This is a genomic window from Citrobacter sp. C1, from assembly GCF_014596895.2.
GTDB classification, from domain to species: Bacteria; Pseudomonadota; Gammaproteobacteria; order Enterobacterales; family Enterobacteriaceae; genus Citrobacter; species Citrobacter gillenii.
This window is the reverse complement of sequence record NZ_CP115035.1, coordinates 4,565,472-4,586,286: the sequence shown is the minus strand read 5'-3', so window position 1 is coordinate 4,586,286 and position 20,815 is coordinate 4,565,472. Positions and strand designations below refer to the sequence as shown.

Annotated in this window: 8 protein-coding genes, 1 tRNA gene and 3 rRNA genes; 7 read left to right on the top strand and 5 right to left on the bottom strand. The window is 50.8% G+C overall.

The window, feature by feature from the left end; genetic code table 11:
• Positions 1 to 63 precede the first annotated feature (63 nt).
• A complete protein-coding gene (melA, locus tag IB214_RS22000; protein ID WP_117343566.1) occupies positions 64 to 1,419 on the top strand; it encodes an alpha-galactosidase in 1,356 nt (451 codons plus the stop codon).
• A 91-nt stretch (positions 1,420 to 1,510) separates the two neighbouring features.
• Positions 1,511 to 2,941, top strand: a complete 1,431-nt coding sequence (melB, locus tag IB214_RS21995; RefSeq protein ID WP_117343565.1) for a melibiose:sodium transporter MelB — start codon at positions 1,511 to 1,513, stop codon at positions 2,939 to 2,941.
• A gap of 36 nt (positions 2,942 to 2,977) precedes the next feature.
• Here the strand turns inward: melB and IB214_RS21990 are convergent, their stop codons facing one another.
• The 5 genes from IB214_RS21990 to IB214_RS21970 form a co-directional block, all read right to left on the bottom strand.
• Positions 2,978 to 3,610 (bottom strand): DUF2238 domain-containing protein, encoded by a 633-nt coding sequence (locus tag IB214_RS21990; RefSeq protein ID WP_117343564.1) that lies wholly within the window; start codon positions 3,608 to 3,610, stop codon positions 2,978 to 2,980.
• 160 nt (positions 3,611 to 3,770) lie between these two features.
• Positions 3,771 to 5,417 (bottom strand): class I fumarate hydratase FumA, encoded by a 1,647-nt coding sequence (fumA, locus tag IB214_RS21985; protein ID WP_096758638.1) that lies wholly within the window; start codon positions 5,415 to 5,417, stop codon positions 3,771 to 3,773.
• Positions 5,418 to 5,512: 95 nt separating this feature from the next.
• Positions 5,513 to 6,853: an anaerobic C4-dicarboxylate transporter DcuB gene (gene dcuB, locus IB214_RS21980; RefSeq protein ID WP_096758637.1), complete on the bottom strand. Its 1,341-nt coding sequence runs from the start codon at positions 6,851 to 6,853 to the stop codon at positions 5,513 to 5,515.
• Between the two features lie 751 nt (positions 6,854 to 7,604).
• Positions 7,605 to 8,324, bottom strand: coding sequence for a two-component system response regulator DcuR (gene dcuR, locus IB214_RS21975; RefSeq protein WP_096758636.1), 720 nt, complete (start codon positions 8,322 to 8,324; stop codon positions 7,605 to 7,607).
• On the bottom strand, positions 8,321 to 9,952 hold the full coding sequence (locus IB214_RS21970) for a sensor histidine kinase (RefSeq protein WP_117343563.1): 1,632 nt from the start codon (positions 9,950 to 9,952) through the stop codon (positions 8,321 to 8,323). Before IB214_RS21970 ends, dcuR begins: the two co-directional genes overlap by 4 nt.
• Positions 9,953 to 10,566: 614 nt before the next feature.
• Between IB214_RS21970 and IB214_RS21965 the strand changes: the two genes are divergently transcribed.
• The 5 genes from IB214_RS21965 (at position 10,567) to IB214_RS21945 (ending at position 20,596) form a co-directional block, all read left to right on the top strand.
• A 16S ribosomal RNA gene (locus tag IB214_RS21965) occupies positions 10,567 to 12,108 on the top strand.
• 88 nt (positions 12,109 to 12,196) lie between these two features.
• Positions 12,197 to 12,271: transfer RNA gene (locus IB214_RS21960), tRNA-Glu, on the top strand.
• A 217-nt stretch (positions 12,272 to 12,488) separates the two neighbouring features.
• Positions 12,489 to 15,398 (top strand): 23S ribosomal RNA (locus IB214_RS21955).
• 91 nt (positions 15,399 to 15,489) lie between these two features.
• Positions 15,490 to 15,605 (top strand): 5S ribosomal RNA (rrf, locus tag IB214_RS21950).
• The 16S, 23S and 5S rRNA genes sit together here with 1 tRNA gene alongside, the layout of an rRNA operon.
• Positions 15,606 to 16,801: 1,196 nt before the next feature.
• Positions 16,802 to 20,596, top strand: coding sequence for a peroxidase family protein (locus IB214_RS21945; protein ID WP_161959052.1), 3,795 nt, complete (start codon positions 16,802 to 16,804; stop codon positions 20,594 to 20,596).
• Positions 20,597 to 20,815 lie beyond the last annotated feature (219 nt).

Here is a 20,815-nt window from a genome sequence, read left to right as displayed (position 1 = left end):
GCCGGAGGTTTTCATCGCCATCGCGTGCCATCCTGACGATGACCAACAACGTTCTGGAGAGTGATGATGTCTGCACCCAAAATTACCTTTATCGGCGCCGGTTCCACGATTTTCGTCAAAAATATTCTCGGGGATGTCTTTCACCGCGATGCACTGAAATCTGCGCATATTGCCTTAATGGATATCGATCCCACACGCCTTGAAGAATCGCATATTGTGGTGCGCAAACTGATGGATTCAGCGGGCGCATCCGGTCACATTACCTGTCATACCGATCGGAAAGCGGCGTTGCAGGATGCCGATTTTGTGGTTGTCGCCTTCCAGATTGGCGGCTATGAGCCGTGTACCGTCACTGATTTTGACGTGTGTAAACGTCATGGTCTGGAACAAACCATTGCCGATACGCTGGGGCCGGGCGGCATTATGCGCGCGCTGCGCACCATCCCGCATTTATGGCAGATTTGTGAAGACATGACCGAAGTCTGCCCGCATGCCACGATGCTTAACTACGTCAATCCGATGGCGATGAACACCTGGGCTATGTATGCACGGTATCCGCAGATTAAACAGGTTGGGCTGTGCCATTCTGTTCAGGGGACGGCGGAGGAGTTGGCGCGTGATTTGAATATCGATCCCGCCACGTTGCGCTACCGTAGCGCCGGGATCAACCATATGGCGTTTTACCTGGAGCTGGAACGAAAAACAGCAGAGGGCAGCTATGTGGATTTGTACCCGGAACTGCTGGCTGCTTATGAAGCCGGTCAGGCGCCGAAGCCTAACATTCACGGAAATAGCCGCTGCCAGAACATCGTGCGGTATGAGATGTTCAAAAAACTGGGGTACTTCGTTACTGAGTCTTCAGAACATTTTGCTGAATATACGCCGTGGTTTATTAAGCCGGGACGTGAAGACCTGATTGAGCGCTACAAGGTGCCGCTGGATGAATACCCGAAACGTTGCGTGGAACAACTGGCGAACTGGCATAAAGAGCTGGAGGAGTACAAAACGGCGGCGCGGATTGATATTAAACCGTCGCGGGAATATGCCAGCACGATCATGAATGCCATCTGGACCGGTGAGCCGAGCGTGATTTATGGCAACGTGCGTAATGACGGCCTGATCGATAACCTGCCACAGGGCTGCTGTGTGGAAGTGGCGTGTCTGGTTGATGCCAATGGCATTCAACCGACGAAGGTGGGCTCTCTTCCATCGCATCTGGCGGCAATGATGCAAACCAATATCAATGTGCAGACCCTGCTGACCGAAGCCATCCTGACGGAAAACCGCGATCGGGTGTATCACGCGGCAATGATGGACCCCCATACCGCGGCAGTATTGGGCATTGAGGAGATTTATGCGCTGGTGGACGACCTGATTGCTTCACATGGCGACTGGTTACCGGCCTGGTTACATCGATAAGCCCCTTGCGCGCTGGCAGCATGTCCGGCGCCCGACGTCTCACGTTTCCTATTACAGAAGGCGGGCGCTGGTAACAGTGACCCGATACCCTATGAGCATATCTCTGACAACAAAACTCAGTTATGGATTTGGAGCGTTTGGTAAGGATTTCGCTATTGGTATTGTGTACATGTACCTGATGTATTACTACACCGATGTGGTGGGATTATCAGTGGGACTGGTCGGGACATTGTTCCTGGCGGCAAGGATTTGGGATGCGATTAACGATCCGATCATGGGCTGGATTGTTAGCGCCACCCGCTCACGCTGGGGAAAGTTTAAACCCTGGATTCTAATCGGCACCCTGGCGAACTCGCTGGTGCTGTTCTTGCTATTTAGCGCCCATCTGTTCGAAGGGACAACGCAGGTTGTCTTTGTATGTGTCACCTACATTCTGTGGGGGATGACCTACACCATTATGGATATTCCCTTCTGGTCGCTGGTGCCGACCATTACGCTAGATAAACGCGAACGTGAGCAACTGGTGCCGTTTCCCCGCTTTTTCGCCAGCTTGTCCGGGTTTGTGACCGCCGGGGTAACGTTGCCCTTTGTCAGCTATGTTGGCGGGGCCGATCGCGGATTTGGTTTCCAGATGTTTACGCTGGTGCTGATCGCATTCTTTATCGTGTCGACATTCGTGACGCTACGTAATGTGCACGAGGTGTATTCGTCGGACAGCGATGCAACAGCTGACAGCAGTCGCCTGAGTTTGAAAGCGATCGTCGGACTTATCTATAAAAACGACCAGCTTTCCTGCTTGCTGGGCATGGCGCTGGCCTACAATATCGCGGCCAATATTATTGCGGGTTTTGCTATTTACTATTTTACCTACGTAATTGGCGATGCGGCCCTCTTCCCGTACTACATGTCCTACGCCGGTGCGGCTAATCTGCTGACGCTGATCCTTTTTCCTCGACTGGTGAAAGCGTTGTCCCGGCGGATCTTATGGGCTGGGGCATCGATAATGCCGGTACTTAGCTGCGGCGTGCTGTTGGCGATGGCATTAGCGGGTTTTCATAATACCCTGCTGATTGTGATTGCCGGGGTTTTACTGAATATTGGTTCGGCGCTTTTCTGGGTGCTGCAGGTCATTATGGTCGCGGACACCGTCGATTACGGTGAATACAAGCTCAATGTACGTTGTGAAAGCATTGCCTATTCGGTACAAACCATGGTGGTCAAAGGGGGATCAGCGTTTGCTGCTTTCTTTATCGCGCTGGTGCTCGGAATAATTGGCTATCTGCCGAACGTTGAGCAGTCTGCCGAAACCATCGTGGGTATGCAATTCATTATGATAGCGCTACCGGCCCTCTTTTTTATGGTCACGCTAATCCTCTACTTCCGTTTCTACCGACTGAACGGCGATACGCTGCGCCGGATCCAGATCCACTTGTTGGATAAGTACCGCAAGGTGCCTTCGGTGGATGAGCAACTGGATATACCGGTGGTTGCGGTAGCAACCGCCAGTGAAGCTAAGGCGTAACGTACAGGCCGGATTAGCGTCAGCGACATCCGGCAATCAGTTCACGGTGATTAACCCATAGCGGCGCAACTGCCGACAATGAACCCGCGCCAGCAGTATCACCGTGGTTAATGCGCCGAGCAGGGCGCAGAACATATCTGACTGGGTATCCCACGGATCGCCCTGCGTGCCAAGGAAATCATCTGCACCTTGACCCATCGCCAGCGCCGCCCACCATTCAATCAGTTCATAGGTGGCGCTGATCGCCAGCGCGACACAGCAGACTAAAAACGCCAACATCTTACGCCCACGGACAATATTGCCGCGTACTAAAATCTCTCTGGCCGTCAGGGCAGGTACCAGCCCCTGGAAGAAGTGGCCCAGCTTGTCATAAGGGTTGCGGCTCAGATTCAGCCACTCCTGAACATTAAAGCCAATCGGCACCTTAGCGTAGGTGTACATACCGCCCACCATCAGAATGATGGCATGCAAGAAAATCAGCGTGTAGAGCAGCGGTGTCAGCGGGTAGCGCTTAACGGTTACCAGCAGCAACGGGACGACAATAATGACCGGCGTGACTTCCATCAGCCAGGTGATTTTTTCTGTGGCGCAGAAGCCGGTGTAGGCAAGAATGAGCGCCAGCACCAGTGCGCCAGTATTCAGCATCGAAGTATTCAGTGTGCGGATCATGATGATTTAGCGAGTAGTCGAAAAGGCTACTATTTATCGGGCGTGATAAAAATTCAATACCCGTTATTGAGGGGGGAGAGTGGCCCGGGGGGATCACCGGGCTGTCCTCAACGGTTGGGTGTCCAACGATTGGGAGCAGTCCGGTGCCGGGCCAGATAGGTTACTTCGCGCAGTTAGCGCATTGCTTGCTGACAATTTGCTGGAAGAAATCGTTGCCTTTGTCATCGACCAGGATGAAGGCCGGGAAATCTTCAACTTCGATTTTCCAAATAGCTTCCATACCCAGTTCCGGATACTCCACGCATTCCAGATGCTTAATGCTCTGCTGCGCCAGTACTGCCGCCGGACCGCCGATGCTGCCTAAGTAGAAGCCGCCGTGTTTATGGCAGGCGTCGGTCACCTGCTGGCTGCGGTTCCCTTTCGCCAGCATGATCATGCTGCCGCCGTGGGATTGCAGCAGATCAACGTAGGAGTCCATACGACCCGCGGTGGTTGGGCCTAAGGAGCCTGATGGATAACCCGCTGGTGTTTTTGCCGGACCCGCGTAGTAGATCGGGTGATCTTTCACGTACTGCGGCAGACCTTCACCGGAATCAATACGCTCTTTCAGCTTCGCATGGGCAATGTCGCGACCCACAATGATGGTGCCGCTTAACGACAGGCGCGTAGATACCGGGTATTGAGAAAGCTGGGCGAGGATCTCTTTCATCGGGCGGTTCAGGTCAACCTTAACTGCTTCACCTTCACCAGCCTGACGCAGCGATTCTGGAATGTACTGGGCTGGATTATGCTCCAGTTTTTCAATCCAGATACCGTCGCGATTAATTTTGGCCTTGATGTTACGGTCGGCAGAGCAGGATACACCCATGCCTACCGGGCAAGATGCACCGTGGCGAGGCAAGCGGATCACGCGGATATCGTGTGCGAAGTATTTGCCGCCAAACTGTGCGCCGAGACCCAGTTTCTGTGCTTCTTCAAGCAGTTCTTGTTCCAGTTGAACGTCACGGAACGCCTGACCATGGGCATTACCTTCGGTCGGCAGCGCGTCGTAGTAGTGCGTGCTGGCCAGTTTCACCGTTTTGAGGGTGCTTTCTGCTGAGGTGCCGCCAATGACAAAGGCGATGTGGTAAGGCGGGCAGGCCGCCGTACCCAGCGTGCGCATCTTATCGACCAGGTAATTTTTCAGCTTACCGGGGGTCAGCAGTGCTTTGGTTTCCTGATAGAGGTACGTTTTGTTTGCTGAGCCGCCGCCTTTGGCCACACACAGGAATTTGTATTCGTCACCATCCACGCTGTACAGGTCGATTTGCGCGGGCAGGTTCGTCCCGGTATTGACCTCTTTGTACATATCCAGTGCGGCGTTTTGTGAATAGCGCAGGTTATCTTCAATGTAGGTATTAAAGACACCTTTGGAGAGCGCGGCTTCGTCCCCGCCACCGGTCCAGACGCGTTGGCCTTTTTTACCCATGATAATAGCTGTGCCGGTATCCTGACAGGTTGGCAGCACGCCTTTGGCGGCGATTTCAGAGTTTCTCAGGAATTGCAGCGCCACGTACTTATCGTTTTCGCTGGCTTCTGGATCGTGAAGAATGGAGGCGACTTGCTGCTGGTGTTCCGGGCGGAGCATGAAGGAGGCATCGTGGAAGGCTTGCTGGGCCAGGAGCGTCAGTGCTTCTGGTTCTACCTTGAGGATTGTCTCGCCTTCAAACTCGCCGACGCTGACGTGATCGGATGTCAGCAGATAGTACTCAGTTTTGTCTTCCCCCAGCGGGAAAGGCGCCTGGTAAGTGAATTCAACTTTTGACATTTGCTTCCAGCCTTTTCTTTTTTATCAGAAACGTAAATTGTTCTGCATCTTATGAGTAGCGTGCCGTACAAAAGTGGACGGCACGCGAAGTGTGATTACAGGAAACCGTACATTGCAGCGAACACCCAGCCAAATACACAGGATACGCTTACGCCGATCAAACCAGGCAGAATGAAGCTGTGGTTAATGACGAAGCGGCCAATGCGGGTGGTGCCGGAACGGTCAAACTGAATGGCCGCCAGATCGCTTGGGTAGGTCGGCAGAATGTAGTAACCGTAGCATGCCGGAGCAGAGGCAACGATGTACGCAGGATCAACGCCGATAGCCAGCGCGACCGGCACGATAGCCGCCAGCGCCGCAGCCTGGGAGTTTACAAACTTGGAGACCAACAGCAGGACAACCGCATAGGCCCACGGATATTCTTTCACCATCTCGCCCAGTACGCCCTGAATTTCAGACATATGTGCGCCGAACATGGTTTCCGCCATCCAGGCAATACCGTACACCGCTACAATCGCGATCATACCTGAACGGAAGACTTCATTTTTAGAGATAGATGCGGGGTTGGTTTTGGTCAGGATGATAATCAGTGCGCCAGTCAGCAGCATGAACATCTGGATAACCAGAACCATTGACAGCGGTTTGCCGCCAAAAGAAGGACGCAGTTCAGATACCGCACCCAGGACGGCAACGACAGCGATAGCGGCCAGGAAGATCCACATTGCCAGCCAGTTGCTCTTAGGCAGTTTTTTGTCTAACAGCGTAGCGGTGTCGCCATAGACATAGTGGTGGTTTTCAGGAACGGATATGAACTTCTGAAAATCTTCGTCTTTGTCCAGATCTTTACCACGGAACCAGCTGAAGATACCGATCGCCAGAATACCCAGCAGGGTAGAGGGGATGGTGATAGCGAGCAGGTCGAGGAATTCGAGGTGCTTGCCTTCAAACGTTACGTTACCCAGCATCGCGACCAGTGACACGACGGCCACGGAAACCGGGCTGGCAATGATACCCATCTGCGCACCGATAGAACTCGCCGCCATCGGACGTTCCGGGCGAATATTGTTCTTAATCGCAACGTCATAGATGATAGGCAGAATGGTGTACACCACGTGACCTGTACCACACAGGATAGTCAGGGTGCAGGTGACAAACGGTGCCACGATGGAAACGTATTTTGGGTTACGACGCAGCAGCTTTTCAGCAATTTGCAGCATAACATCAAGACCGCCGGAGGCCTGCAAGGTTGCGGAAGCAGCGACCACGGCAATAATGACCAGCATAACGTCTACTGGCGGTTTACCCGGCTGGAGATGGAACACGAAAACCAGAATGACCAGACCGATACCGCCTAACAAACCCAGTGCGATACCGCCCTTTCTGGCACCATAAAACAAACATATTAATATTATAAGAAGCTGTATACTAAATAACATTTTATTTACCCTCGCAAAAAACCCAGTCAATTTTTGATAAATGGATCTGTGCCACACTCTTTTATGCTGTAATAAGCATCAGAAAGCGGTCAATATTCGGTATGTCCGTATTTGTGATTAATGTTCAAATATCTTTCTAGAAAATTTTTAAACGTTATTGGAAATATTTAACTTTTTTTCTGTGACTTTGTTCTGAGGAGAGAATCCTCAGGCGATGGGAAGCAGAGCATGATATGAAGAGCATTGGCTGATGTTGTAGTGTAGGTACGTTGTCCCGGTTAACCGGAAACTTATCGTCAGCTTTACGTATTCTACTATTACGTGAACCACCGGCAGGATAGGTGAGTGTATTATTTATGTGATCACGCTCACGCCAATTCATGATGCTATGAGGTTGGCGAACGGATACTTTTATTTGCTCACAAAAATGTACGGTGTCCATAGTACGTAGCATATTCTCCATTGCTACCGATATAGATTTTTATGTCTGGTTAAAATCAGACTAATCCTTTAGGGGTAAAAATACACATTCTGCGAGTTAGATAATACTTAATTAACTTTTGTTAGTGATTTTGAAATTAAAAACAGTGTGATGTTTGTCAATAATAAAATAGAGCGTTAACATGCTGGATACAATTATATTTGATCTAACGCAAATTCAGTATTTTGCTGTCTAAGACAGCAGTAGGGGAATTTTTCATTATTTTAATAACTGTTACTTTTATATAACGAATAATCCCCGTAATGCTGTTTATTGGCAGTATTGTTTTAGCAGCGAATAATGCTCAGCCTGAACGCGATAACGATACACCGGTCTGCCAGTCACGCCGTAATGAATGCTGGTAAATAAGATATGACAATTGACCAGCCAGATGAGGTACTTGCGACAGGACACACGCGAGATATTGACTTCGTTCGCCAACTCATCAGTAGAGAACTCTTGATCCTGGTGCTCATCAATCCACTGGCACAAGGTACGTAACGTTTGAGGCGTTAATCCTTTGGGTAAGCGACGTGTTTCCTGCTCGGTAGAGGAACTGCCGTGAATCAACTGATCAAGCTCCGACTGTTCATAGTACTGATGTTTTTCCATCTCCGTCTTTTTATGCAGCCAGCCGGTAAGCGCTTCTTCAAAACGGGAAGCCTGAAAAGGTTTTATCAGATAATCGACGACCCCGTAGTGGAGCGAGTCCTTAATGGTGGTAGCATCGGCGGCGGAAGAGATGACAATGACGTCACATTTGCAGCCTTCGCTATGCAGAACGGGCAGCAGATCCAGACCGTTCTCTTTTTGCATATAAATGTCTAACAAAATCAGATCGATATGATGTTCGCCATGAAAGAGTATTTCTTTGGCTTTCTCCAGCGTAGACGCTGTCCCACAGCAATGAAAACCGGAGAGCTGCGCCACATATCGGCGATTTAACTCCGCTACCATTGCGTCGTCATCGACAATTAAGACATTGATCATCTGCTGGCCCTCTCACCATTCCACGGTAACTGTACAAAAAATTGGGTGAAGATCCCAGGTTCAGATTCGACGGCGATATTGCCGCCAACACTTTCAACCTGCTGTTTAACAAGCGCTAAACCAACGCCCCGTTCGCTTCCTTTTGACGAGACGCCTTTCTCAAATATGTGGTCAATGCGATCGGGAGCGATCCCCGGACCATCGTCATTAACTTCACAATGTAACCAGCCGTGTCGATAGTGTAAGGATACGCTGATCTCACCACCGGCTTCTTGACCTAACGCTTCCAGTGCGTTTTCAATCAAATTCCCCAGAACGGTAATCAGCACGGTCACTTGATCTTCATTGCTGTTTTCCGGTAATTGACTTTCATTACTAATGACAAGGGTATGGCCTAAATCGGATGTGCGATTAATCTTACTGAGTAAAAATCCCGCGATAACCGGGGACTTTATTTTTCCCAGCAATGAGCCGATTTCTTCCTGATAGTTGTTGGCTGTCTTAATTATATAAGTTTCCAACTGCTTATAACTTTTCAGATGCAATAATCCCAGAATCACGTGCAACTTATTCATGAATTCGTGGGATCGTTCACGAAGTGCATCGGCATAGTTGACCATACCATCAAGGCGTTGCATTAGTTTACGGACTTCCGTCTTATCCCTGAACGTTGAAATAGCACCGATGATTTTACCGTTGCTGATGACCGGCACAGTGTTGATCAGCAGTAGCCGGTCTTTCACGGTGATCTCTTCATCGCGCCGTGGTGTTCCATCACGTAAGACTTCAGAAAAATCGACCACCTGTGACCAGGCATGACTGAGCGTGGAGAGTTGTGCATCGTCTTGTGACTTGCGGTAATCCAGCAGTTCCTGGGCCGCCTGGTTTATCAGCGTGACTTCACCACTGTCGTCAACGGCAATTACGCCTTCCTTTATAGAGTGCAGCATCGCCTGGCGCTGTTCAAACAGGTTGGAGATTTCATAGGGTTCGAGGCCAAACAGAATACGTTTGAGCACCTTGACCAACACCCAGGTACCCAACAAGCCAACCAGAACCCCAAATAAGACGGACCAGAAGATACTGTCGCGACTGTTATTAATCTGTTCAGTGACTCTGCTGAGCTCAAGGCCAATCGACACGACGCCAATTTGGCGGTGGTTTTCGTCATAGATGGGGGTAAACACACGCAGTGCTTTAGCCAGAAAGCCACGATTAATTGCGACGTTTTCTTTCCCTTCCAGGGCCAACAAAATATCGTCGCCTTTAAACCGCTGGCCGATTCGCTGGGCCTCGGGATGTGAATAACGGATGCTTTGCATATTCGTGACGACGATGAACAGGAAGTCGTTGCTTTTATTCACCGCCTGGGCAATCGCTTGAATGCCACTTTCTTGAGGCGCTTTCTGCAGACCCTGACGGATCTCCGGGGAGTCAGCCAGCGTTCGGGCCACCGCAAGGGCTTTGTCCGCTAAGGCATCGCGCGTCATATTGCTAATTTGTGAGAAGTAAATCAGATGAACGACGAGCAGTACGGAGAAAAGTACAGCACTGACCATGAGGATCACGGTGGTGCCGAGCTTCATCGGTCGTTTGCGTATAGCAGTACGTTGCAGAGCGTTTCTCATCACGGTCCTGGAATGACTGATTGTGTGGTTATTATCACCTGATGGGATACGTAATTCAAAGATGGTAGGGGGATTATGGGGCTACTGCCGTTTGCTCTCCTTATATATAGAGTAGAAAACGGGTATGCGTTGGTTTCTTCTTTATAGGATAGGGAATTCCAGGTCGATTTCCATGGGATTCCGTAATATGAGGTTAGAGATTCTGACGGCTTTGTGGATAACTCTGTGTGTAAATGGGTATAAGGCGGGGTTTTGCTGTGGAATGCAGCAGTCAGTCATTTTTCTGTAATTTAAGGGTTGCGGGCGCCAGAGAACTCCCTATAATGCGCCTCCATCGACACGGCGGATGTGAATCACTTCACACAAACAGCCGGTTCGGTTGAAGAGAAAACCTGAAAATAAACGGTTGACTCTGAAAGAGGAAAGCGTAATATACGCCACCTCGCAACAGTGAGCGAAAGCCGTGTTGCACTGCTCTTTAACAATTTATCAGACAATCTGTGTGGGCACTCGAAGATACGGATTCTTAACGTCGCAAGACGAAAAATGAATACCAAGTCTCTGAGTGAACATACGTAATTCATTACGAAGTTTAATTCACGAGCATCAAACTTAAATTGAAGAGTTTGATCATGGCTCAGATTGAACGCTGGCGGCAGGCCTAACACATGCAAGTCGAACGGTAGCACAGAGGAGCTTGCTCCTTGGGTGACGAGTGGCGGACGGGTGAGTAATGTCTGGGAAACTGCCCGATGGAGGGGGATAACTACTGGAAACGGTAGCTAATACCGCATAATGTCGCAAGACCAAAGAGGGGGACCTTCGGGCCTCTTGCCATCGGATGTGCCCAGATGGGATTAGCTAGTAGGTGGGGTAACGGCTCACCTAGGCGACGATCCCTAGCTGGTCTGAGAGGATGACCAGCCACACTGGAACTGAGACACGGTCCAGACTCCTACGGGAGGCAGCAGTGGGGAATATTGCACAATGGGCGCAAGCCTGATGCAGCCATGCCGCGTGTATGAAGAAGGCCTTCGGGTTGTAAAGTACTTTCAGCGAGGAGGAAGGGGATGTGGTTAATAACCGCATTCATTGACGTTACTCGCAGAAGAAGCACCGGCTAACTCCGTGCCAGCAGCCGCGGTAATACGGAGGGTGCAAGCGTTAATCGGAATTACTGGGCGTAAAGCGCACGCAGGCGGTCTGTCAAGTCGGATGTGAAATCCCCGGGCTCAACCTGGGAACTGCATCCGAAACTGGCAGGCTAGAGTCTTGTAGAGGGGGGTAGAATTCCAGGTGTAGCGGTGAAATGCGTAGAGATCTGGAGGAATACCGGTGGCGAAGGCGGCCCCCTGGACAAAGACTGACGCTCAGGTGCGAAAGCGTGGGGAGCAAACAGGATTAGATACCCTGGTAGTCCACGCCGTAAACGATGTCGACTTGGAGGTTGTTCCCTTGAGGAGTGGCTTCCGGAGCTAACGCGTTAAGTCGACCGCCTGGGGAGTACGGCCGCAAGGTTAAAACTCAAATGAATTGACGGGGGCCCGCACAAGCGGTGGAGCATGTGGTTTAATTCGATGCAACGCGAAGAACCTTACCTACTCTTGACATCCAGAGAACTTAGCAGAGATGCTTTGGTGCCTTCGGGAACTCTGAGACAGGTGCTGCATGGCTGTCGTCAGCTCGTGTTGTGAAATGTTGGGTTAAGTCCCGCAACGAGCGCAACCCTTATCCTTTGTTGCCAGCGGTTCGGCCGGGAACTCAAAGGAGACTGCCAGTGATAAACTGGAGGAAGGTGGGGATGACGTCAAGTCATCATGGCCCTTACGAGTAGGGCTACACACGTGCTACAATGGCATATACAAAGAGAAGCGACCTCGCGAGAGCAAGCGGACCTCATAAAGTATGTCGTAGTCCGGATTGGAGTCTGCAACTCGACTCCATGAAGTCGGAATCGCTAGTAATCGTAGATCAGAATGCTACGGTGAATACGTTCCCGGGCCTTGTACACACCGCCCGTCACACCATGGGAGTGGGTTGCAAAAGAAGTAGGTAGCTTAACCTTCGGGAGGGCGCTTACCACTTTGTGATTCATGACTGGGGTGAAGTCGTAACAAGGTAACCGTAGGGGAACCTGCGGTTGGATCACCTCCTTACCTTAAAGAAACGTTCTTTGTAGTGCTCACACAGATTGTCTGATGAAAAGTAAAGAAGCAAGACGGCTGCGAAGTCGTGACACTCCGTGTCCCCTTCGTCTAGCGGTTAGGACTCCGCCCTTTCACGGCGGCAACAGGGGTTCGAATCCCCTAGGGGACGCCACTTGCTGGTCGTGAGTGAAAGGCACAACCCATCGATATCTCAAAACTAACTCAGTGAGTTACGTTTGAGATATTTGCTCTTTAAAAATCTGGATCAAGCTGAAAATTGAAACGACACACTGTGTCTGTTCTCCGTAATAAGAACAGATAAGCGGTGTGTTCGAGTCTCTCAAATTTTCGCAACACGATGTGTTTTACGAAACATCTTCGGGTTGTGAGGTTAAGCGACTAAGCGTACACGGTGGATGCCCTGGCAGTCAGAGGCGATGAAGGACGTGCTAATCTGCGATAAGCGTCGGTAAGGTGATATGAACCGTTATAGCCGGCGATTTCCGAATGGGGAAACCCAGTGTGTTTCGACACACTATCATTACGTGAATACATAGCGTAATGAAGCGAACCGGGGGAACTGAAACATCTAAGTACCCCGAGGAAAAGAAATCAACCGAGATTCCCCCAGTAGCGGCGAGCGAACGGGGAGCAGCCCAGAGTCTGAATCAGCATGTGTGGTAGTGGAACGGTCTGGAAAGTCCGACGGTACAGGGTGATAGTCCCGTACACAAAATCGCATGTGTTGTGAACTCGAAGAGTAGGGCGGGACACGTGGTATCCTGTCTGAATATGGGGGGACCATCCTCCAAGGCTAAATACTCCTGACTGACCGATAGTGAACCAGTACCGTGAGGGAAAGGCGAAAAGAACCCCGGCGAGGGGAGTGAAAAAGAACCTGAAACCGTGTACGTACAAGCAGTGGGAGCCTTGATTTATCAGGGTGACTGCGTACCTTTTGTATAATGGGTCAGCGACTTATATTCTGTAGCAAGGTTAACCGTATAGGGGAGCCGAAGGGAAACCGAGTCTTAACTGGGCGTTAAGTTGCAGGGTATAGACCCGAAACCCGGTGATCTAGCCATGGGCAGGTTGAAGGTTGGGTAACACTAACTGGAGGACCGAACCGACTAATGTTGAAAAATTAGCGGATGACTTGTGGCTGGGGGTGAAAGGCCAATCAAACCGGGAGATAGCTGGTTCTCCCCGAAAGCTATTTAGGTAGCGCCTCGTGAACTCATCTTCGGGGGTAGAGCACTGTTTCGGCTAGGGGGTCATCCCGACTTACCAACCCGATGCAAACTACGAATACCGAAGAATGTTATCACGGGAGACACACGGCGGGTGCTAACGTCCGTCGTGAAGAGGGAAACAACCCAGACCGCCAGCTAAGGTCCCAAAGTCACAGTTAAGTGGGAAACGATGTGGGAAGGCACAGACAGCCAGGATGTTGGCTTAGAAGCAGCCATCATTTAAAGAAAGCGTAATAGCTCACTGGTCGAGTCGGCCTGCGCGGAAGATGTAACGGGGCTAAACTGTGCACCGAAGCTGCGGCAGCGACACTATGTGTTGTTGGGTAGGGGAGCGTTCTGTAAGCCGTTGAAGGTGTCCTGTGAGGGGTGCTGGAGGTATCAGAAGTGCGAATGCTGACATAAGTAACGATAATGCGGGTGAAAAACCCGCACGCCGGAAGACCAAGGGTTCCTGTCCAACGTTAATCGGGGCAGGGTGAGTCGACCCCTAAGGCGAGGCCGAAAGGCGTAGTCGATGGGAAACAGGTTAATATTCCTGTACTTGGTGTTACTGCGAAGGGGGGACGGAGAAGGCTATGTTAGCCGGGCGACGGTTGTCCCGGTTTAAGCATGTAGGCGGGAAGTTTAGGTAAATCCGGACTTCTGTATAACGCTGAGGTGTGATGACGAGGCACTACGGTGCTGAAGTAACAAATGCCCTGCTTCCAGGAAAAGCCTCTAAGCATCAGGTAACACGAAATCGTACCCCAAACCGACACAGGTGGTCAGGTAGAGAATACCAAGGCGCTTGAGAGAACTCGGGTGAAGGAACTAGGCAAAATGGTGCCGTAACTTCGGGAGAAGGCACGCTGATGGTAGGTGAAGCGACTTGCTCGTGGAGCTGAAATCAGTCGAAGATACCAGCTGGCTGCAACTGTTTATTAAAAACACAGCACTGTGCAAACACGAAAGTGGACGTATACGGTGTGACGCCTGCCCGGTGCCGGAAGGTTAATTGATGGGGTTATCCGTAAGGAGAAGCTCTTGATCGAAGCCCCGGTAAACGGCGGCCGTAACTATAACGGTCCTAAGGTAGCGAAATTCCTTGTCGGGTAAGTTCCGACCTGCACGAATGGCGTAATGATGGCCAGGCTGTCTCCACCCGAGACTCAGTGAAATTGAACTCGCTGTGAAGATGCAGTGTACCCGCGGCAAGACGGAAAGACCCCGTGAACCTTTACTATAGCTTGACACTGAACACTGGTCCTTGATGTGTAGGATAGGTGGGAGGCTTTGAAGTGTGGACGCCAGTCTGCATGGAGCCAACCTTGAAATACCACCCTTTAATGGCTGGTGTTCTAACGTAGACCCGTGATCCGGGTTGCGGACAGTGTCTGGTGGGTAGTTTGACTGGGGCGGTCTCCTCCTAAAGAGTAACGGAGGAGCACGAAGGTTAGCTAATCCTGGTCGGACATCAGGAGGTTAGTGCAAAGGCATAAGCTAGCTTGACTGCGAGAGTGACGGCTCGAGCAGGTGCGAAAGCAGGTCTTAGTGATCCGGTGGTTCTGAATGGAAGGGCCATCGCTCAACGGATAAAAGGTACTCCGGGGATAACAGGCTGATACCGCCCAAGAGTTCATATCGACGGCGGTGTTTGGCACCTCGATGTCGGCTCATCACATCCTGGGGCTGAAGTAGGTCCCAAGGGTATGGCTGTTCGCCATTTAAAGTGGTACGCGAGCTGGGTTTAGAACGTCGTGAGACAGTTCGGTCCCTATCTGCCGTGGGCGCTGGAGAATTGAGGGGGGCTGCTCCTAGTACGAGAGGACCGGAGTGGACGCATCACTGGTGTTCGGGTTGTCATGCCAATGGCATTGCCCGGTAGCTAAATGCGGAAGAGATAAGTGCTGAAAGCATCTAAGCACGAAACTTGCCCCGAGATGAGTTCTCCCTGACTCCTTGAGAGTCCTGAAGGAACGTTGAAGACTACGACGTTGATAGGTCGGGTGTGTAAGTGTAGCGATACATTGAGCTAACCGATACTAATGAACCGTGAGGCTTAACCTTACAACGCCAAAGATGTTTTGGCGAAAGAGACATCAATTCAGCTTGATACAGATAAAATCAGAACGCAGAAGCGGTCTGATAACAGAATTTGCCTGGCGGCTGTAGCGCGGTGGTCCCACCTGACCCCATGCCGAACTCAGAAGTGAAACGCCGTAGCGCCGATGGTAGTGTGGGGTCTCCCCATGCGAGAGTAGGGAACTGCCAGGCATCAAACAAGTGAAGAAGCCCATCCTGACGGATGGGCTTTTTTGCGTCTGTTGTATGTGAAAGCAGATGGATAGCCGCGTCAGCGCCTTATCTGCCCAGCAAAACCTCTCTTCTGTCCGCGTAAAATGTCCTTTATCCTGCCCGTAAACGACAAAGCATTCTTCTTTAATTATAAAATCTAACTGCCCATTAATTTATGGGGGGTAGCAGCGACGGTTGCGGGTAATTGATAAGGAGATGGCTTGGGATTGGCTGAAAAGCCTTGGGAAATAAAATAGCAAAAAACCAGCCCGTAGGCTGCTTCTTCTAAAGAGTGGTGCTGGACTCGGAATCGAACCAAGGACACGGGGATTATCAAAACTCATGTCAAATTTGGCTGTTAAATGTCCATCTTGCCAGTGTACCCTATTTAGCTTCGATCCTATCGCGAAATAACTTCTTTCAAGGAAGTCATCTGAATTTTCCGCGCGTCCTTACATTCCGACGTTATCCAGTAAAACCTCCAGGGAATCCGAGGCTATTCCGTATATCCAGTCAGGAAAATCATAATTTAAACCGCATAAGAAAATTTAACATTACATATAATGACTTCATTTATGTTGGTAATGATATATTAATATAGTTTAGCTCCGGAATTTCAGCAGCGCGGTAATGAGGATGTATTATTTTTATTGTCGCCATTTAAACTTTTATATCATTTTTATTAGTGCGGCTTGATGGGTGTTCAATTTTTTCTTTATGATTTATTCAATACTTGTCTGGATGGATTTTTGTAGGGTATTGAATTTAAAGGAAATTAATGTGCGACTGTTAACGCGGTGATGATCGATTAAATTCTGGGTGATGTATTAGCTATGTAATATTGATGATTTTTTTGCCATTCGAAATTTAAAAATAGTTGCTACTAATTGACGGATGTTATTTTTTTGGCTTTATTCAATATTAAGGGGTCGCTTGTCTGAAGCCTGCTATCAGTTTGGCAAAGTAAGTCGTCGCGATTTTCCAGTGGGGGCTGAGCATATCTATCATAGGGTCTTTTGTGACGTTAAAGGGTAATATATAGGTTGTGCGTCCACCCGGAGCTCGAAGTCGCTCTACCTATTCGCTCAGTTAGCAATTCCAGGCGCGTAATTCGAGTGCCGCTTACCGGCTTCGCCTTTTCGTGCCTTTCATAATCATTACTGAGAGAAATGAAAATGAAGAATGTCATAAAACCTGACCTGAAATATACCCTCAAACAAATATCTATAGCACAAATGGATGTCGACGATCTCAACTTCAATATATTATCTAACCATCTTGTGCCATTCAGTATGCGAACCTTCGATGCTAGCTTTAACAACCTGGTCACAGGGCAAGGCAAGTTTGGTGTTACAGACTTTTCCTTCCTGCGCTTTTTTGATTCCTCATTTCAGGCGGGATACGCTGGGATATGGTCGGTTATAGATCCGCCGTCATGGATTATCAGCAACCGGACCGCCAATTTCTTATCCGCAGTTGAAGTGAACAAAGAGACCGATCCGGTGCTCGGTATAAGTCTGGATGATGTGTTTGGCACGCCGACGCCGCAGGAGGTGATTGAGCTGGCACCGAGATCCAAGGCTTCTACGCTAACTCAGGACAAGATCACGGTGCATGATGGCATAAACACCAAGTTGAAACCTACCGATCCCATTGTCTTAGCACGCAAGGAAACGTCGACGGAAGCCGATGACGATGACGATGACGATGACAATGACAATGACAATGACAATGACAATGACAATGACGATGTCGGCGGCGACGGTGCTTTCCCTCTCACCGCCAGTGATGTCGCCAACCTGAAGAATCTCGTCAACGGGCTTGAAGGAGGGGAAGACAACGATGCGCTCGGGATCCGAGATCTCGAAGGCACCGGTAATAACCGGGTTCACCTTGACTATGGATCAGCCGATCAGCCGTTCATACGGCTCACCGACGCGCACTACGGCGCCTGGAATGAGACGACCCAAAACCGCGACATCAACCCCCTGTTCTCCGGGCTGGATCCGCGAGCCATCAGCGATGCCCTTGGTGCACAGGAAGCAAACCTGTCCGGCAATGCCGCTGGCGTGAACAGCTTATTTACGGCCTTCGGTCAGTACTTCGATCACGGTCTTGATTTCCTCGGTAAGGGAGGTAACGGAACGATCCAGATTGGCACTCCGGGCTCGGTTCCAAACCCCGCGGACCTGACTCGTGGCACCGTTGACAGTATTGATGCCAATGGAATCCCGCAGCATCTCAATAAGACATCGCCATTCGCTGACCAGAACCAAACTTATGGCTCTAACGAACTCGTCGGCCAGTTCCTGCGAGAAGGTGATGGACTGGGCGGCTTTACGGGCAAGCTGTTAGAGGGCGGACTGGATCCATCAAATCCAAATTTCAAGCTACTGCCCACGCTGAGTGAACTGATCCTGCATCACTGGAACAACAACACGCTGTTCACCGACAGCTCGCTGCCGGGCGACCACCGCGTAGCCTTCCGGGAGTACTTCGCCGGACTGGTCGACAGTAATGGCGTTATCAACCAAGCGATGCTTCCTGCCATGACCTCTAATTTCATGGGAAGTGGCTTTGCGCTGCTGCTCGACACTAACCCCTTTATCAACCTGCTCGACCACTACGTGGCGGGTGATGGACGTGCGAACGAAAACATCGCACTAACCGCGATCCACAACATCTGGGAACGGAATCACAACTTCCATGTCAACGCATTGCTCGAAGCCGGATTTAATGGAACAGCTGAAGAGCTGTTCCAGGCTGCCAAGATCATTAACGAAGCTGAATATCAGCGCGTTATTTACACCGACTTTGCCGACAAGTTGCTTGGTGGCATGAGAGGTGAGGGCGATCACGGCTTCGCCGAGTACAATCCGGAAGTGGATGCACGAGTCTCGCACGAGTTCGCGGTTGCCGCTTACCGGTTCGGGCATTCGCTGATAGGGCAGACGCTGACGGTGCTCGACGCTGAGGGCAATGCAACGCAGGTGCCGCTGTTCGACGCGTTCCTCAACCCGACCAACGATACGAGCGCGTTTAACTTCCCCAAATCGCAATTGCCTTACTCTCCACAGCCAGGCTATGAGCAACTGGGTGCCGCCGGGATCATTGCCGGGGGTGTTGTCCAGCCTGCGGAAGAAGTCGACGTCAATATCGTCGATGCTGTGCGCAACGACCTTGTTCGTATGAGTGCTGACGTGTTCGCCTTCGACGTCGCCCGCGAGTGGGACGTTGGTCTGGGTTCGATGAACCAGATCCGGGCCGACCTGATGGCCTCTCTCGATCCGTACGTCAAAGAGGCGGTCAGCTTTGCTGGTGATCTCACACCCTACGGTTCATGGGAAGACTTCCAGGCACGGAACAATCTCAGCGACACCGTCATTGCGCAATTCAAGAAGGCCTATCCCGACCTCGTACTAGAGGATAGTCAAATTGCAGACTTCCTGGCGGCGAATCCTGGCTATAAATTGGTCAACGGAAACACCGTCAAAGGTATCGACAGAGTGGATCTGTTCGTTGGCGGACTCGCCGAGAAGCACATCAATGGTGGTGTGGTTGGCCAGACCTTCTGGGTCATCATCCACGAACAACTTGACCGCATCCAGGAAGGTGACCGGCTGTATTATCTCGATCGCGTGGAGCATCTGGACCTCTACGAGGTTATCGAGGAACAGGGTTTTGCCGGGATCGTGGCACGCAACACGGGCCTGACCAATCTTCCCGAGAACATCTTCGGGACGAGTCAGCTCGATAAACCGCCGGTCATTGCCCACAATAACGTCGTCCTGGATGGTGGGAACGGCATTGACATCCTGAATGGTGGGCTCGGCAACGACGTCCTGAATGGCGGGGGCGGCAACGATACGCTCAACGGTGGGGCTGGCAACGATATTCTCAACGGTGGCCTCGGGGCCGACGTGATGGTGGGCGGTGCCGGAAATGACATCTATGTTGTTGATAATAATGGCGATGTCGTCACAGAAGGTCTTAATGGCGGGACAGATACTGTCCAGACCACCCTCCACAATTACACGTTGACCAATAACGTTGAAAACCTGGTGTTCACCGGGACAGGCGCGTTTACCGGCAGAGGGAATGCCATTGCCAACACCATCACCGGTGGCAGCGGTAATGACTTTTTGTATGGGATGGGAGGAAACGACACGCTCAACGGTGGGGCAGGAAATGACGTCCTTGATGGAGGGGAGGGTGCCGATAACCTTCAGGGCGGGACCGGTAACGATAAAATGACAGGCGGAGCGGGTAACGACAGACTTGACGGTGGCGAAGGGGCTGATCTGATGGTAGGCGGCCTCGGCAATGACACCTATATTGTTGATAATAATGGAGACGTCGTCACAGAAGGTCTTAATGGCGGGACAGATGCTGTCCAGACCACCCTCCACAATTACACGTTGACCAATAACGTTGAAAACCTGGTGTTCACCGGGACAGGCGCGTTTACCGGCAGAGGTAATGCCATTGCCAACACCATCACCGGTGGCAGCGGTAATGACTTTTTGTATGGGATGGGAGGAAACGATACGCTCTACGGTGGCGCAGGAAATGACGCCCTTGATGGGGGTGACGGTGCCGATAACCTTCAGGGCGGGGCCGGTAACGATAAACTGACAGGTGGAGCGGGTAACGACAGACTCGAGGGGGGACAGGGTGACGATATCATGACCGGTGGTGCCGGAAATGACACCTTCGTCTTTAGCGCAGGCTTTGGGCGAGACCGTATTACCAGCGGCTTCGACAGTAACCCCAGCGGCGGACAGGATTACCTCGATGTGAGTTTATTCGGCATTGGTGTGGCGAATTTTGCCAGCAGCGTCAAGATTGCCGGGGGAACCGGTAACAGTACCGTAATTACCATCGGCGATCCTGTTAATGCCAATGTCATTACTTTAGAAAACGTAAACTCTAAAAGCGTCAATATTGATGATTTTATTCTAATCGGATAAGGAGACGACGATGTCGCGCCAGCATACGCCAACAACACTAAATAAGTTATTAAAGGGAACGAAAGCTACCTTTATAACGCTGTTTTTTTAGTCGCGTTATCCATTTGCTTATGCTGGCGCCTCTACCGATGTGAATAGGTTCTATACCCAAAACCGAGGCTATCAAGATAAGGCGTTCAGGATTATTTTATTCCGAAAGCAATATAGTTTAATGCTCTC